Source organism: Mesorhizobium wenxiniae (genome assembly GCF_002284535.1).
In the GTDB taxonomy this organism is placed as follows: domain Bacteria; phylum Pseudomonadota; class Alphaproteobacteria; order Rhizobiales; family Rhizobiaceae; genus Mesorhizobium; species Mesorhizobium wenxiniae.
The window spans coordinates 52,108-68,074 of the sequence record NZ_NPKH01000024.1 but is presented as its reverse complement, the minus strand read 5'-3'; the positions used below and the strand labels follow the sequence as shown (position 1 = coordinate 68,074).

The window sequence follows — 15,967 nt, the reverse complement described above, 5'->3', positions numbered from 1 at the left end:
ATGCGGCTGTGGGCCCTTCAGTTGGAAGGATGCAGGATGTAAAAGCACCTGCTGGCGAATGGCGTATCGGCAATCTCTTCGTCGGCAACGAGAAGCTCGAAGCTGCAGCGCACGGAGATTGTCCTGCGCTCAACGATGGAAGGAACCTGCGAGGCGGCGCGATCCAGTTCCGCCGCATGGTCGATGACAACGTTATGGGCATTGTTGATCAGCGAAGAAAGCAGCTGGCCAGACGGTTTGCGGCTTCCGTAGGGTTTTTGCGAATAGCCGAGCAGCACGAGGCCGCAGCTACGCCGCTGGTGCTGGCGAATGGACGCCGATGGTCCGGACAGATGCAACAGGCTCTCTCCGGCACCGGGCAATGTCGAAGCGGCTTGCTGCATAATCACGTCCGCGAATCAAACAGCCTTGTGGGAGGCAAGATTGCGTTGTGTCGCCCGAAATCCCAACATACAAGACAAATATGATGGATGTCACGCAACCCCGCAATGCCGGCATGGGCTGGCACGAGCAAGCCTTGGACCTCACGCGGGGAATTGCTGCCTATGTCAACTGCCCTCTCGTGGCAGGGCTGGCGCGCGTCATCACCAAGCATCCGAAGGCCGATATCGCAAACGCCTTCAACCACAAGCAGGTCGCCTGCAAGATGTGGGCGCTCTACAGGCTGTTCGAAAGCTGCGGCGGCCGGTTCGGGCGCGTATGGGTTCTGGGTGGATGGTACGGCGTATTGCCGGCAATGCTTTTCAACGACGCCCGCTTCGACATCGCGGCGGTCGATAGCATCGACATCGATCCCGAAGTCGCGCCGGTCGCCCGGACCCTCAACCGGGAAGCCGGCGACCGGTTCCGGGCGCTGACGGCAGATATGTACGCACTCGACTATGCGGCCGTGCGGCCCGACCTGGTGGTCAATACGAGCTGCGAACACATAGCCGATCTGCCCGCCTGGCTTGCTCTGCTTCCGCGGGGCACGAATGTACTGCTGCAATCGAACGATTATTTCAGCGAGCCGACGCACATCAACTGCGTGGCTTCACTTGCAGCCTTCGAAGCAATGGCGACGCTACGGGAGGTGCGGTTCTCCGGCGAACTGCCGACAAAAAATTATACACGCTTCATGCTGATTGGAACTGTTTAATGCATTCGCCCAAAAGTGCGTAGCAGTTTTGGGACAACGACATGCATAAAAACAAGGACTTGAAGCGCGTCGCACGAATCTCACCAGACTCGACGCGCGTTAGCATATCGTTTGTTTGATCATGAACTTTTCCGAAACCGGGCCCCATTTTTAGGGACCATTGTTCTATACCGCTCGCGCAGAATTTGCGCCGACCGACGCGCGCCTTCCAGATCGAGACGATGCTCGGATGGCGTCGGTCCCACAAGCGCCTGTTCGATCGCTTGCCCCAAACGTTCGGGCGTTAGGTCCTTTTCCGTCAGCATGGTCGCAAGACCGAGTTCTTCGAGCCTCAGGCTGCGAACGGTCTGTTCGGTTTCCCCGCCGGCTGCAAATGGAACGAGCAGGGAGCGACAACCCGCGCGCAGGACATCGCAGACCGTGTTGTAACCCGCCTGCGACACCGACAGGCGGGCGCCGGTCAGCAGGCTGGCGAAATCCTCGCGGAACCGGAAGATGGACAGGACCGGCGAGGCATCGCGTGCGATCGCGTCAAACTCGTCTTTCGGCAGGTTTGGGCCGGTGATCAAACACCATTTCCAAGCGTTGCTGGCATGCCGCGCCGCTACGATGGTGGATCTGACAAGGCTCTTTCCGGCAGCCCCGCCGCCAACCGACACCAGAACGTCGAAGCGCTCGGAGGCCGCGGGCGATGGCGGCGCGGCAACGAGCCCTGTGTAGGTGACCTCGGCTTTGATCGCCCCAGCCAGTGGAAATGTCTTGTCGATGGTTGCGAAACCCGGATCGCCGTGGATCATGACAAGGTCGAAATGCCTGTTGATGAGATCGACCGTTTCCTCGTTTCGGCCCGGCTTGACGCGCTCCTGAAGGATATCACGGACGGACGTCGCCAGCAGCGGTCTGGGTGACGTCGCGTCGATGGCCTCGATCAGCGGCAGGAGTTCGAAACGCATCTGCCGGCGTCCAAATGGAAACGCCTCGACAATGACGATATCAGGCCTGCAATCCCGGAATGCCTGCAGCAGCATCTCTGAACGCCATTTCTTGAAATCATCGTCGATCGGATTGCCCTGCAGGTCGACAAGTCCGGAAAATCCTTCATCACCGGAGGTGACAGGTGGCAGGGTTACAGATTTTACACCCAGTCCCGGAAACCCCGCGATCGGCGCTCCGCCGGTCACGACGGTTACGTCAAACCCGTCATCGACCAGAGCCGCCGCAATGCGGCTGGCGCGCGCGAGATGGCCGATACCGAGCAGGTGCTGGACATAGAAGAAAGCGCGCAGCCGCTTCATTCGGCGGCCCGCCACTCCCGCTCGAACAGTTCCTTGAGCTGTCCAATGCTTGCCATATGATCGAAATTGCCGCGCACGCGCCGCTCTGCGGCGTCGCCGAGGCGGGCGCGCAGCACGGGATCACGGATCAGGCGCTCCAGCGCCCGTGCCAGGGCAATTGGGTCTTCCGTCGGAACCAGCAGCCCGGTTTCATCCGGCGATAAAAGCTCCGGCACGCCGGAAATATCGGTCGACACGCAGGCAAGTCGCTGGCTAGCCGCCTCCACCAGAACATTCGGCAGACCGTCCCGGTCGCCATTTGCGGCGATCCTGCAGGCCAGGGCGAAGATGTCGGCGCAGCGGTAGTGCTCAAGCACCTCCTCCTGCGCAAGCGCGCCTTTCCAGGAGACGCGACCATCCAGGCCGAGCTTTTGCGCCAGCGCCTTGAACCGTTCCAGTTCCTCGCCGCCGCCGATATGCTCGAAACGCCACGCCAAATCACCAGGCAAGAGGGCAAGGGCCTCCAGCAAGGTATCGTAACCTTTCTTTTCAACGGCGCGCCCGACGCTCAGAACGATAACCGGTTCATCCGGCGCCGAGCCGTCATGCTGTTTTCGCGCCTCGCCGAAACCGCCGAAGCGATCAAGGTCGAGCCCATGATAGCTCAGATGCACAGACGAGTTGCCGTTAGCGAGTTTTTTCAGACGGTCGAAGCCGGCTTTTGTGCAAGTGACCGTCCAGCGCGCCGAGGAAAGCTTGCCAGCCAGATCCCAGTCCGCCGAAGTCCAGATGTCCTTGGCGTGGGCCGAGCAGCTCCAGGGCAGGCCACGAAGCTGGCTGGCATAGCGCGTCACCGATGCCGGTGTGTGCGCGAAATGTGCATGCAGCCAGCCCGCGCCTTCCGGCCATTCGGCCGCCAGCACGAGCGCTTGCCCGAAGCGGCGCGCGCGATTGCGCGTAAAGTCGCGGCGGATATCGGTAGCCAGCGATCGGAGCGCGCGCCAGAAGCCCGGCCGCAGCAGATAAGCAAACAGCGAGCGAACCACGCGTAGCGGCTCTTCATGCAGATATTCCGGCAGATAATGGACGGGCGCTTTGATCTCGTCATGCACGGGGTGGCGTTTTGCGTCGGTCGGCCGCCTGAGCGAGACCAGTATCAGGTCGAACCCCGCACGCTCCAGACCGAGCAGTTCCTGCGCGATGAACGTTTCCGACAGCCGCGGATAGCCCTTCAGAACCACGACGACCTTGCGATGTTGCAACTCAGTTCATGCCTTCAATGACCGAAAGGTGATGGCCGCCCCGCCGGTCGAGCAGTTCCGCGACGATTTCGGAAATGTGAGGCAGCCCTTCCAGCGTCAGATGCGGATGGCTCTGCGATGGGCCGGGCCGGTCCGGCAGCACCTCCAGTGCATTGGCAAACCGCTGGGAATCCTCGGCTTCTTCCGGCAAAAGCATTTCGATGAGGCCGAGTTCGGCTGCGCGCCGTGCTCGGATCAGTTGTTCCTCGCGGGGCTTGACGCGCGGCACGATCAGCGCCGGCTTGTCGAACGACAGTATCTCGCAATAGGTGTTGTAACCGCCCATCGCCACGACCGCCTTGGCGCCGGCAATCAGCTCTTCCATGCGGTTGTCGAACTCGATGATCCTGATATAGGGGATCTTGGACCCCTTCTTGAGCAGCTTGTTGCGCTTGCGCGCCGGCATGTAAGGCCCAAGCACGATCAACGCCCTATGCTGCAATTGCGGATCCTGCTGATAGGCATCGATGACGCTGTGGATCAGATCGGCGCCGTCACCGCCGCCACCGGTGGTAACGAGGATATAGTCGCCCTCGGGCCGGTGGCCGGGCAACTCGTTCTTCTGCAGGCTCCGTTGCAGGAAACCGACGAACTTCATCTTTGCCCTGATAGCCGGCGGCACCTCCAGGCCGGTCAACGGATCGTAGAAATCCGGCGGACCATAGGCCCAGATCTTGTCGTAGAACAGGCCTATCTTGCGCATCACATCCCTGCGTGCCCACTCTGCTTCGAGCAGATGCGGCGCGTCCATCACCTCGCGCAGGCCAAGCACGAGCGTGGTGCCCCGCGTCTTGAGGTAGGAGAGCGTGTCCTCGATCTCACCGCGCAGGCCGAGCGGTTCCTTGTCGACGATGAAGATATCCGGCCGGAAGGTCTCGGCTGTATGGCGGATGATCGACTGGCGCATCCTTAGCGTCTCATGCAGATCGATATCCTTTTCCAGCGAGGTGTATTCGCCGTTGCGCAACTTGATGACGCTGGGGATCTTCACGAAGTCGACACGGGCGCGGTAGTCGAAGGCGCCAGCGATAGTCGCACCCGAAATGATAAGCACCTGAAGACCGCGGAAATCCTCGACCAGCGAATGCGCGATCGTCCGGCAGCGCTGCAAGTGGCCGAGCCCGAACGTGTCGTGGCTGTACATGAGAATTCGAGCGTTTTGTACGTGCTGGGTCATTGTTGAACGTCTTTTAGAATTCTCGGCTTGAGGACCGTGGACGACCCCGCACGAAACCATCCTCGCGGGTCTACCGACCTGTTTTGAAACATGAGGGCGCAATTTTCAATTCGTATTACCCAAGAGGATCCATATGCTGAAGCCAGGAAGCTGCGTCTGCTCAGCTGCCCGCTTGTCACGTGGTCCAGAAGAAGCTGCATCATTTCATTGGTGTTGATCATCTCGGATTCTGGTAGCGGAAATTCGGATAGGGCGGCGTTGGCAGAAATTGACGTTTTCAAGGTTGGGTCGAGCGTTCGAATCACTTCACCCGCTCCAATTTCCTTCCGGGGTATCAAACATCGAAAAGCCGCGGTTCGGCGCGGCTTTTTGGTTTTTGGGGTAGCACCAAACTGGCTGATAGTGGACCTTTCATATTGGACAGTCCTCACATACCATGCTGGCGGGAGGGCGGCTCGAGAGGAATGGCTTCGCTCCTACCTTGGAATCGGGTCACAAGGAAGCGCCAGCGAGCTAAAGCCAGCGCATCCAATTGTGCAATGTCGATTCGTTCCTAACAAGCATGCGGACCAGCAGCCCTTTTTTGTAAAAGAGCACAGCTGCTCGCTTTGTGCTGCCGATAGCAGCGGCGGTCGCTACTACTGAGCCTCTTTTGGCTTGTCTACGAGTTTCTCGACCAGCCGCCGGAGCTCGGAAGAGGTAGTGTGCCCGGCAACAACCAGGGAGCGGAGCGTTTGACTTTAAGGTTGGAGCGACCGGAAGATCTGAATGCTCGGCGAGCCGATCAGCTCCAGCATACTCATCAAAGGCTGGGGTCGAGCATTCGAATCGCTTCACCCGCTCCAGTTTCCTTCCAGGAATCAAGCATCGAAAGCCGCGGTTCGCCGCGGCTTTTTCGTTTTGGTGGCAGCACGGCATCACCCGGCAGACGGAGCGAGCTTGTCGCTTCGCCAGCTGCCCGTGGCCAGCAGGCGCTTTGTTCGCCGCGCCAAATACGTCCCCAAGTAGAGTCTAGGACCTTTGCCTTTCAATTTCGGACCAAGGTCCCTTGCGGACAGGTGGATTTAAATCAAACTGGCCGATAGTGGACCTTTCATATTAGAGAGTCCTCATATTCTTTCCTGGCGGGAGGGCGGCTCGAAGGAGGAATTATGAAAACTCGAACCAGTCTGTTCGCAACGGTCGCCGCTCTCGCCCTTGTCGCGTCTCCAGTCCTCGCCGGACCCGGCGGCAATGGCGGCGGGAAGGGTAACGGCGCGAGCAACGGCAATGGCGGAAATTCGGCTGGGGCTGGATCGCAGGGACACGGAGCCGCAACGTCTGCGGCGGCCAAGGACAAGTCCACTCGGGGAATTGCCCATGCGATGGCTGTCGTTTCTACGACGCCGGCCTCACCGCAGGCCACCCTGTCCTTGCAGGCAGCCTTGGACAAGTTCCTGGCAAGAAAGGCCGATCCGGCAGAGACTTCCGACGACACCTCCGGCGAAATTCCTGACGCGGCCGAATAATATTGCAAATCATGCGCTGCTCGGCGGCGCATCGCACTGTCGAGATTCTTAGCCAGTTGGCAGGCTCCTTCATCTGTTCGGCCGATGCCATGGGTGAAGGAAAAGCCGACATTTGAGTCCGATCCTAAGGGATCCCTGGAACGGTCCTGCCCCTACAGACTGTCCAGAGAGCACCACCGGCTTCGGGCCGGTGGTGCGTTTTTGCGTGGGCGCTCAATTGGCCACTAACCGTGGCCGTTTCCTCTCTGCAACGCCAGAGATTGGCGGAATCCTTAGCGAAGGCGTTCTTCTCCCCGTCCCTATACGGGGAGAAGTGCCCGGCAGGGCGATGAGGGGCGGCGCCAGGATCGGCCCTTAAACGCTCAACACGGGGTCGCTCATTCGTCTGAGGCGACTGGCCTTGCTGGCATCTCTTCTTCGAGCCCGCAGCCGGATCACCTTACCCCAACTCGACGGTCCGCCCTTCTTCGATGCTCTGCTCGGCGGCGAGCACGATGCGCAGGCTGTTGACCGCGGCATCCATCTGCTCGGACAGATCAAGATCCTCGCGGATGGCGCGCAGGAAGAATGCCTGCTCGCGGTCGCAAAGCTCCTGGTGGCCGGGCTCGTCCTCCATGCTGACGATCTCGTCGGGCTTCTTGAAATTCTTGTCGCCGTCGACCTCGGCATAGTGGATCTTTAGCGCGTCGGTCTTGGTGTGCCGGTCGATATCGGCTGAGTTCGACACCTCGGCGAGTTCGGCTGCGCTGCTTGCCGTCTGGCCGGCGACGATCGAGACCGCGCCCTTGGGGCCGACCACGTCCTTCACGAAATAGGCCGTCTCGCTCATCATCGGCCCCCAGCCCGCCTCATACCAGCCGACCGAACCGTCATCGAAGGTTACGTGCAGATGGCCATAATTCTGCTTGGCGGCATCGGCCCACAATTTCGCGCCGACGCCGTGAACGCGGACCGGTTTGGCGCCGGTCAGCTGGCACATCACATCGACATAGTGCACGCCGCAATCGACAATCGGGATCAGCGAATCGATCAGGTTCTTGTGCCAGTGCCAGGCGCTGCCGCTGCTCTGCTGGTTGAGGTTGAGGCGCATGACCAGCGGCTTGCCGAGCGTCTTGCCGACTTCGATGAACTTGATCCATGACGGGTGGACGCGCAGGATATAACCGAGCACCAGTTTGCGGTTCCTGGCGCGGGCCGCAGCGACGACCTTTTCGGCATCTTCGATATTGGTGGCGAGCGGCTTTTCCATGAACACGTGGCAGCCCGCGGCAATCGCCTTCAGCGCATATTCGGCATGCGTGTTGGGCCAGCTGTTGATGGAAACGGCATCCGGCCTGGTCTCGTTCAGCGCCCGGTCGAAATCCTCATAGAGCGGATAGCCGGCTAATTCCGCCGGAATCTTCGTGTTGCTCTTGATCGTGCGGCTCATGATGCCGACGATCTCAAAACCGTCTAGCCTGTGATAGGCGCTGGCATGCGACGCGCCCATATTGCCGAGACCAATCACTAGCACTTTCACCTTATCGGTCAAAGCCACCTCCCTTTTTGATTTAGTTGGGGCGGCGACCCAATCGCCGCCCATATCGTCACCAAGTGCCCTACTTGACCGCTGAGTCGAACAGATGCGCCTTGATCTTCTCGACGTCGAGCGCAGCAAAGCCCTCCGACAGCTTGGCGCCGTCGGCATCGGCCTTGACCTTGGCCTTGTCGAAATCATTGGCCGGGCCGATCAGTTCGTTGGTGCAGACGTCCTCGGCCTTCACCGGACTGCTGATCTGGCCGATCTTGTGGATCTGGTCGAAGAAGCCCTGCCAGCTCGCCATGTCGTGCGAACCCCAGCCTTCGCGCTTATCCATGTCGCCACGGAAGACGTTGATCTGCTGCAGGATCGAGGTGGTGCCGAGCTCAGGCCCGAGATTCTTGGCCAGCGTCGGGAACTGCTCGAACACCGCTTCGACGGCCGCGCGCGGATTCTGGTAGCCGAATTCCAGGCCCATCGCCCAGCCGCGCAGGTATTTCTCCAGGAACGCCTTGCGGTCGGGATCATCGAGATCGGCCGACCGCACGACGAAAGTGTTCGCCGGCAGCTTCGAGTTCTGCACGCCGAGCCAGTATTCGAAGTCGAGGTTCTTGGCGATCCATTCGGCCCGCAGCCCTTCCCACGACAGCGCCGCATCGCCTTGGCCGCCGGCCAGTGCGGTGCCCCAGGTCGGCCAGCCTGCCTCGACATACTTGACTTTCTTGATGTCGACGCCTTGCGAGGCCAGCAGCGGATCGGTGATCGACTGCCATGCGGCGGAGCCGAGCAGGATGGTCTTGCCCTCGAGCGTCTTCAGGTCGTTCGTTCCCTCGCCCTTGCGGAAGGCGAAGCTGAACGTGTCGCGCGCCCCCATGTGAAACACGGATTTGAGCTTCATGCCGTTCTGGATGGCGAAGGAGAAGACGCCGGGCGAGGGAAAGCCCATGTCAGCCTGGCCGACATCGACGAACTTCACCGTCGCGGTGCCGTCCGACGGGCCCGGCTGCATGTCGGTGTCGAGGTCGCCGAAATAGCCTGCCTTCTTGGCCGCCCAATAGGGATAGTCGTCGAGCACTTCGAGCGTGCCGCGCGGCGAAATCCAGGTGAACTTGCCGTATGGCTCGGCCTGTGCCCTGAACGCCGAGGCGCCGAGCGCGGTGGCGGTCACCACGCCTGCTCCGGTGACTTGCAGAAAATAGCGGCGGCTGATCCCCGCCTTGAAACTGATGTGACTTTCCTTGGTCATGGCATTTCCCCTTTTGTTGGCCGATAGTTTCTCACCTGTCGCCCGCCTCCCAGGCGCCATCATTGCCCCGCGCGCTAAGTCCTCGTTTTACGTCGTAACCCAAAACCGCTGCGCACTCTGGGCGACATGCACTACGCCTCCCAGCTCGCCCACTTCTTGCCGATCAGGAAGAACAGCACGTAGATCAGGATGCCGAGGGTCGAGAGGATCAGAACCACCGCGAAGAATTGCGGCATCTGGATCATCGACGAATAGGTGGTCAGCCGGTTGCCGAGGCCGAAGCCGCCGCCGACCATCTCGGCGCCCACCGCGGTCAGCAGCCCGAAGATCGCGCCGATCATCAGGCCAACAAGGATCATCGGCAGCGCCATCGGCGCGCGGATCTTCCAGAATATCTGCAAGGTGCTGGCGCCATAGGAACGCGCCAGCGCGATCTTGGCGCTGTCGACGCGGCGAAAGCCCGTCGCCGCATTGATCATCACCATCGGCCCGGCGGCAAGCGCGACCGCGATGATGCGCGGCGTGTAACCGAAGCCGAAGCGCAGGATAAGAAGCGGCACCAACGCCAGCATCGGCGTGGTGACCAGGATCAGGATGTAGGGCGCGACGATCTTTTCGGCGAACGGGAATTGCGTGATCACCGCGGCCATCACCAGGCCGATAATGGCGCCGATCGAGAAGCCGGAGACCAGCTCGACCAGCGTATAGCCGAGATGCGGCGCGATCAGCGGGAACTCGTCGTACAGCGCGTAGGCGATCGCGCTTGGCCCCGGCATGATGTAGTGCGGCACATTGAACAGCCGCAGCGCCAGCTCGATGCCGCCGATGATGACCACCGCGACAGCGATGATGGCCGCGACCTCGGCGCCCGACCTGATGCCGGGCCCGCTGGCAAACGCCGAAAGATTGGTCAGGCTGACGTCGTGACCTTCGCCGGCTTTGGCGCCCGCCTTGGTTTTGGAGAATTCCGGTATGGCGTCGCCTTCGCTCACGGCCTGATCCTCACAATTTCTGCGGTGCCGCGCTCCCGCGCCTTCGGTCGTACGCGTTCGCCGACGATGTCCATCTTGATCGTGTTTGTGAGGTCGAAGACTTCTTTTGTCGCCATGATCTCCAGCGAGCGCGGGCGCGCAAACGGCACGCGATATTCCTGGGCGACGCGCCCCGGCCGCGCGCTCAGCACCACCACCCTGTCGGACAGGAAGATCGCCTCCTCGATGCTGTGGGTGATGAAGACGATGGTGGTTTTGGTGTCGAGCCAGATCTCCTCGACGAGACGGTTCATCTCTTCGCGGGTGAAACTGTCGAGTGCACCGAACGGCTCGTCCATCAAAAGCACCGAGGGCTTCAGCGCCAGCGCCCGCACGATCGCAGCTCGCTGCTGCATGCCGCCCGAGAGCTCGCGCGGAAACTTGCCGCCGAAGCCGTCGAGCCCAACACGATTGACGAGATGGGCGATCCAGGCGCGATCCGGCTTCTCGCCCTTGATCTCGAAGGGAAAATGGATGTTGGCGTCAAGATTGCGCCAGGGCAGCAGGTTTGCCTCCTGGAAGACGATGCCGATATCCGGATGCGGCCCGGTGATCTCTCTGCCGTCGAGCCGGATTGTCCCGCTGGACAGGCGATGCAGGCCGGACATCGACCACAAAAGCGTGGTCTTGCCGCAGCCGGAGGGGCCGACGATCGAGACGATCTCATTGGCGTGAACGTCGAGGCTGCAGCGATCCAGCGCCAGAAGGTCGCCGGAAGCCATATGATAGATCTTGGTCGCGGCCTGCACGCCAAGCTTCGGGGTTTTTGCACTGCCCGCGTTCATGCGCCCCTCGCAGGTTGCGCGATGATCCATTGGGTCATCCGTTCGCAAAAATCAGTCTGTAACTATCCTACTTTACTGTCAAGCGGCGACCGCTGCTCTAGTCAGAGAGATCGTTTGTACCACGGTTACATCATTGTTTGGATTGCCTTTTCTATTTCTTGAAAAGCTTGTTGCTTTCCTACATACTTCGGGACACCGACCGCGTGAGGCGAAGCAGGCAAGCGGTGCGCAAACATGATACAGGTCGACTTCCACGAACGGCAGGGATGACTCATGACCGAAGCTGACGGCCAGGGGCGGCCGACCTCGGACGGCGACCCGGATGGGCGCGATCCAGATGGGCGCGATCATGTCAGGCGCATCCCCGACATCATTTCGCTGGTCAAGGACTCTTACGGTGAATTGCGCCCGGCTGAGCGGCGCGTCGCCGATGTCGTGCTCGACGACGTCAGGTTCGCGGTCGACGCCTCCAATGCCGTGCTCGCCCAGCGCGCCCAGGTCAGCGAACCCACGGTGACCCGGTTCTGCCGCGCCATCGGCTGCGAGGGCGTGCGCGACTTCAAGCTGAAGCTGGCGCAGAGCCTCGTCGTCGGCGCGCTCTATCTGAGCAAGCCGCCGCCCACCAGCAGCGACAATGGCATGCCGTTCTGGAATGCCGTGTTCGGCGAGGCCCGCCGAGCGCTGCAGGAGGCCGAACGGCAGCTTGATCCGGCGCAGCTGGTGAAGGCCGCCGAGTTCATCGCCAAGGCGCGCCAGGTCACGGTGTTCGGCCTTGGCGGCAGCTCGTCGGCGCTGGCGCAGGAGACCCAGTACCGGCTGTTCCGCTACGGCATCACCGTCAGCGCCCAATGCGATCCGTATCTGATGCGGATGACCGCCTCGACCTTGAAGCCCAGCGATCTTGTGATCGCCATCTCGGCGACCGGACGCACGCGCGAGGTGATCGAGGCCGTCGAGCTCGCCAAGCATTACCGCGCCAACGCGATCGGCGTGACCGCGCCCGACACCGACCTTGCCCGCGCCTGCGACGTCAGGCTGACGGTAGCGGTTCCCGAATATCCCGACACGCTGAAGCCGACCGCCTCGCGTTTTGCTTTCCTCGCCGCGATCGACCTGATGGCCGTGGCGGCCGCCTACAAGCTCGACGGCTCGGCCCGCGAAACGGTCCGCCGCATCAAATACAACGCCCAGATCCACAGGACGGGCAAGGAGATGGAACCGCTGGGGGATTGAGGGGCGCGGCTTCTCCTTTTCCCCTTGTTGTGGAAGAAGGAAAGGCGCGGCGGCGCCGACTTGGAAAGGTAGAAGGACCACAAATGCTCGACTTGGCACCATCGAAACAGGCGGCCACCTGGTTTTCCTCCCTCGCCCGGTCGCTCGACGCGGGCGATGCCGAAGCCGCAGTCAATCTGTTCGTAGAAGACTGCTACTGGCGCGATCTGCTGACCTTCACCTGGAACATCAAGACGATGGAAGGCCGTGCGGCGATCCGCGACATGCTGGAAGCCACACTGGCCACGACAAGGCCGACCGCCTGGCAGCTCAATGGTGAGGCGAGCTCCGACGAAGGCATCGTCGAGGCCTGGTTCACCTTCGAGACATCATCGGCGTGGGGCCAAGGCATCATGCGCCTGCAGGACGGCCGATGCCGAACGCTGTTCACGGCGATGAGCGATCTCAAGGGCTTTGAGGAGCGCAAAGGGCCGGCGCGGCCTTTGGGTGTACGCCACAAGGCCGACCCGGACCGCGAGACTTGGGCAGAGGCGAGAGCGCGCGAGGCGCGTGATCTCGGCGCCATTGAGCAGCCCTCCTGTCTGGTCATCGGCGGCGGCCAGGGCGGCATCATGCTGGGGGCACGGCTCAGGCAGCTCGGCGTGCCGGCCGTCATCATCGAGAAGAATGCGCGGGCCGGCGATTCCTGGCGCAACCGCTATCGCTCGCTCGTGCTGCACGACCCGGTCTGGTACGACCATCTGCCCTACATCCCGTTTCCGGAAAACTGGCCGGTGTTCACGCCCAAGGACAAGATGGGCGACTGGCTGGAAATGTACACGCGCGTCATGGAGCTCAATTACTGGACCTCTACGAAATGCGTCAGCGCCAGCTATGACGAGGCCGAAAAGGTCTGGACGGTCGAGGTCGATCGCGCCGGCGAGCGCATCACGCTGAAACCCAAGCATATCGTCTTCGCAACCGGCGCCTATGGCCCACCGAGGCAGATCGACCTCCCCGGCGCCGCGACCTTCTTGGGAGAGATCCTGCACTCCAGCCAGTATTCCAGCGGCGAGAATTTCCGCGGCAGACGCGTCGCGGTCCTCGGCGCGGCAAGTTCGGGGCACGATGTCGCGGTCGACCTCTGGGAAAGTGGTGCTGAGGTCACCATGATCCAGCGCTCGCCGACGACGGTGGTCAAATCAGACACGCTGATGGAGGTCGGGTTCGAGATCTTTTCGGAAAATGCGCTGGCGCGCGGCATCACCACCGAAAAAGCGGACATGATCGTCGCCTCGACGCCGTTCGCGCTGCTGCCGCAAAGCCAGCGGGCGCTCTACGACATCATCAAGACGCGCGACGCGGCCTTCTACGACCGCTTACGCAACGCCGGCTTCGCCATCGATTTCGGCGACGACGAGACCGGGCTGCTGATGAAGGCCTACCGCACCGGCTCGGGCTATTACATCGACGTCGGCGCTTCCGATCTGATCATCGACGGCGAGATCGGCATCCGCAGCGGCGTCGACATCAAGTCGCTGACGCCGACAGGCATCCTGTTCGATGACGGCACCGAACTGGCGGCCGATGCGGTCATCTCCTGCACCGGCTATCAATCGATGAACGAGACCGTGGCGGCGGTCGTCTCGCGCCAGGTCGCCGACAAGGTCGGCCCATGCTGGGGGATTGGCTCGGGCGTGAAAGGCGATCCCGGACCATGGCAAGGCGAATTGCGCAACATGTGGAAGCCGACGGCGCAGGAAGCGCTATGGTTCCACGGTGGCAATTTGGCGCTATCGCGCTTCTATTCGAAGTTCGTTGCGCTGCAGATCAAGGCGCGGATGGAAGGAATTCCGACGCCGGTTTATGGGGCGCCGGCGTGAAGCTGTAATCTCCCCCCTTGAGGGTCCCTTGAGGGGGAGATGGCCGGCAGGCCAGAGGGGGTCGCCGCGCGTCGAGCGCCAACTTCCATCCGTTGCAGGAAGGCGAGCCCGGTCGAACCGACCCCCTCTGTCGCCTTCGGCGACATCTCCCCCTTCACGGGGGAGATCACCCACGCCCGAAATGCCGGCTCACCACATCGACATGCGTCTCATGCGCATGCGCTTCGAAACGCTCGGTATCGCCGAAATCGTTAGCAGCCTCGTTCGGCCACCAGGTCCCGCCAATCACGATGCCGTCCGAGACCAGCCTTTGCTCGGCGACCAGCGAGGCGCCGACCGCATCGACAAAGGTGAAGCGCCCCGGCCGCAGCCGCAGCACCGCGACGTCGCCGATGGCACCGACCGCCAGCGTGCCAAGCTCGGGCCTTGCGATCGCCTCGGCCGGCCGCTGCGTTGCGGCGCGCAGCACCTCGACGAGCGGCATGCCGAGCGCCAGCAGTTTCGACATGCAGACTAGAATGTCGAAGGCGGGACCGTCGACGCAGTAAAGATGCACGTCGCTGCTGATCACATCCGGCGCCAGCCCCTCGCCGAGCATCGCCCTGGCGACCTCGAAGTCGAATGAGCCCATGCCGTGGCCGATATCGAAGATGACGCCGCGCTCGCGCGCCAGCCGCATGTCGGGCCGAACCGCGCCCGAGGCGAAGATCGGCGCGTTGGGAAACGGCCGGAAGCAGTGGGTGAGGATGTCGCCCTTGCGCAGCCGCGGCAGCACTTCCGAGCGGCCTGGCGGCGGCTCGTCGATATGCGCCATCAGCGGCAGGCCGGCCTGGTCGGCGGCCTCGAGCGCCAGATCGACCGGCGCGATGCCGCTGCTGCCGCCGGCGTGGCGACCCGAGCGGACTTTTACGCCGACGATCACGTCTGCGTGCTCGCGCACCGCCGCCACCGTCTCGCGCGGTTCACAGAGTCGGAGATCGCTGCACTCGCCGACCGAAACGGTCTGCGAGAAGCCGAAAATGCCGGCAAAGGAAATGTTGACATAGGCCAGGATGCGGACCTTCGAGCGCTCGATGACATGGCGGCGAAAGCCGAGGAAGTTGCCGGCGCCAGCACTTCCGGCATCGATGAAGGTGGTGGTGCCGCTTTTTGCGGCGAGGCGGTCGGCATCGACGCCGAGCGAAGTGCCGCCCCAATAGACGTGGCTGTGTAGGTCGATGAGGCCGGGCGCGACGATGGAACCGGTGGCGTCGATGACGCGTGCGGCACGCTCGAATGGAATGTCGGAATCGATCGCGGCGATGCGGCCACCGGCGATGGCCAGATCACGTTGCGCGTCGAGGCCGGACGCCGGATCGATAAGGCGGCCGCCCTTCAGGAGAAGATCAAATTGCATCGGCGTCCGGCTCCGTTCCCGTTTTCTCGTCAAATCGGTCTGTAGGCGACAGCCTCGACCTCGATCTTGATGTCGATCATCAGCCGTGACTCGACCGTGGTGCGGGCCGGCGGATCCTTTGGGAAATGCCGGGCATAGACGGCATTGAAAGCGCTGAAGTCGCGCGCGTCCTCGAGCCAGACTGTCGTCTTGACCACGTCGTCCATGCTGCAGCCGGCCAGCGCCAGCGCCGCCTTGACGTTCGAAAGCACCTGCTCGGTCTGCTCGGCGATGCCGCCCACAACCACGGTGCCGTCGCTGCCGACCGGCACCTGGCCGGAGACATAGACCATGTCGCCGGCCCGGACCGCCGGCGACAGCGGCACGTGGGAAGTTCCAAAACACTGCTTGGGCAAGGAAAGTCTCCTGTTCAAAACATTGGCGGCCATCGCCGGAGATTCCGCGCGGTTCGGCTCTTTCGCTGCGCCGGTTTCCGGTTTCCTGCCGCAAGGTCTACG

General features: G+C 62.1%; 14 protein-coding genes and 1 pseudogene. 5 read left to right on the top strand and 10 right to left on the bottom strand.

What is annotated here, in order from left to right:
• Positions 1-29 precede the first annotated feature (29 nt).
• Both CIT31_RS34325 and CIT31_RS19685 read left to right on the top strand, forming a co-directional pair.
• Entirely contained in the window at positions 30-467 is a 438-nt protein-coding gene (locus CIT31_RS34325) for a hypothetical protein (protein WP_165778510.1), read from the top strand.
• Positions 464-1,138 carry a class I SAM-dependent methyltransferase gene (locus tag CIT31_RS19685; RefSeq protein ID WP_425350622.1) on the top strand — a complete coding sequence of 225 codons (675 nt, stop codon included), beginning with the start codon at positions 464-466 and terminating at the stop codon, positions 1,136-1,138. Before CIT31_RS34325 ends, CIT31_RS19685 begins: the two co-directional genes overlap by 4 nt.
• Before the next feature lie 119 nt (positions 1,139-1,257).
• Here the strand turns inward: CIT31_RS19685 and CIT31_RS19680 are convergent, their stop codons facing one another.
• The 4 genes and pseudogenes from CIT31_RS19680 to CIT31_RS36100 form a co-directional block, all read right to left on the bottom strand.
• Entirely contained in the window at positions 1,258-2,433 is a 1,176-nt protein-coding gene (locus CIT31_RS19680; RefSeq protein ID WP_095520000.1) for a glycosyltransferase family protein, read from the bottom strand.
• Complete coding sequence (locus CIT31_RS19675; RefSeq protein ID WP_095519999.1) at positions 2,430-3,674, bottom strand: glycosyltransferase; 1,245 nt, start codon at positions 3,672-3,674, stop codon at positions 2,430-2,432. The genes CIT31_RS19680 and CIT31_RS19675 overlap by 4 nt, the downstream gene beginning before the upstream one ends.
• A 1-nt stretch (position 3,675) precedes the next feature.
• Positions 3,676-4,890, bottom strand: a complete 1,215-nt coding sequence (locus CIT31_RS19670) for a glycosyltransferase family protein (RefSeq protein ID WP_065006521.1) — start codon at positions 4,888-4,890, stop codon at positions 3,676-3,678.
• 638 nt (positions 4,891-5,528) lie between these two features.
• A pseudogene (locus tag CIT31_RS36100) lies at positions 5,529-5,609 on the bottom strand (DUF2726 domain-containing protein); the annotation flags it as partial.
• 432 nt (positions 5,610-6,041) lie between these two features.
• Between CIT31_RS36100 and CIT31_RS33885 the strand changes: the two are divergent.
• A complete protein-coding gene (locus CIT31_RS33885; protein WP_065006520.1) occupies positions 6,042-6,398 on the top strand; it encodes a hypothetical protein in 357 nt (118 codons plus the stop codon).
• A gap of 439 nt (positions 6,399-6,837) precedes the next feature.
• On the opposite strand, the gene CIT31_RS19660 is transcribed toward CIT31_RS33885, so the two are convergent.
• The 4 genes from CIT31_RS19660 to CIT31_RS19645 all read right to left on the bottom strand — a co-directional run bounded on the left by CIT31_RS19660 (position 6,838) and on the right by CIT31_RS19645 (position 10,979).
• Positions 6,838-7,929 (bottom strand): Gfo/Idh/MocA family protein, encoded by a 1,092-nt coding sequence (locus tag CIT31_RS19660; RefSeq protein ID WP_095520165.1) that lies wholly within the window; start codon positions 7,927-7,929, stop codon positions 6,838-6,840.
• A gap of 67 nt (positions 7,930-7,996) precedes the next feature.
• The gene (locus CIT31_RS19655; protein WP_095519997.1) at positions 7,997-9,163 is read right to left on the bottom strand and encodes an ABC transporter substrate-binding protein; all 1,167 of its coding nucleotides are present in this window, start codon (positions 9,161-9,163) and stop codon (positions 7,997-7,999) included.
• A gap of 131 nt (positions 9,164-9,294) precedes the next feature.
• The gene (locus CIT31_RS19650; RefSeq protein ID WP_095519996.1) at positions 9,295-10,155 is read right to left on the bottom strand and encodes an ABC transporter permease; all 861 of its coding nucleotides are present in this window, start codon (positions 10,153-10,155) and stop codon (positions 9,295-9,297) included.
• Entirely contained in the window at positions 10,152-10,979 is an 828-nt protein-coding gene (locus CIT31_RS19645; RefSeq protein WP_095520164.1) for an ABC transporter ATP-binding protein, read from the bottom strand. Before CIT31_RS19645 ends, CIT31_RS19650 begins: the two co-directional genes overlap by 4 nt.
• 273 nt (positions 10,980-11,252) lie before the next feature.
• On the opposite strand from CIT31_RS19645, the gene CIT31_RS19640 reads away from it, so the two are divergent.
• Together CIT31_RS19640 and CIT31_RS19635 are read left to right on the top strand one after the other, a co-directional pair.
• A complete protein-coding gene (locus CIT31_RS19640; protein WP_095519995.1) occupies positions 11,253-12,212 on the top strand; it encodes a MurR/RpiR family transcriptional regulator in 960 nt (319 codons plus the stop codon).
• 83 nt (positions 12,213-12,295) lie between these two features.
• Positions 12,296-14,074: an NAD(P)/FAD-dependent oxidoreductase gene (locus CIT31_RS19635; RefSeq protein ID WP_095519994.1), complete on the top strand. Its 1,779-nt coding sequence runs from the start codon at positions 12,296-12,298 to the stop codon at positions 14,072-14,074.
• Between the two features lie 166 nt (positions 14,075-14,240).
• On the opposite strand, the gene CIT31_RS19625 is transcribed toward CIT31_RS19635, so the two are convergent.
• Positions 14,241-15,470 (bottom strand): amidohydrolase/deacetylase family metallohydrolase, encoded by a 1,230-nt coding sequence (locus CIT31_RS19625; protein WP_095519992.1) that lies wholly within the window; start codon positions 15,468-15,470, stop codon positions 14,241-14,243.
• Positions 15,471-15,499: 29 nt separating this feature from the next.
• The gene (locus tag CIT31_RS19620) at positions 15,500-15,898 is read right to left on the bottom strand and encodes a RidA family protein (protein WP_206073390.1); all 399 of its coding nucleotides are present in this window, start codon (positions 15,896-15,898) and stop codon (positions 15,500-15,502) included.
• Positions 15,899-15,967: the final 69 nt, after the last annotated feature.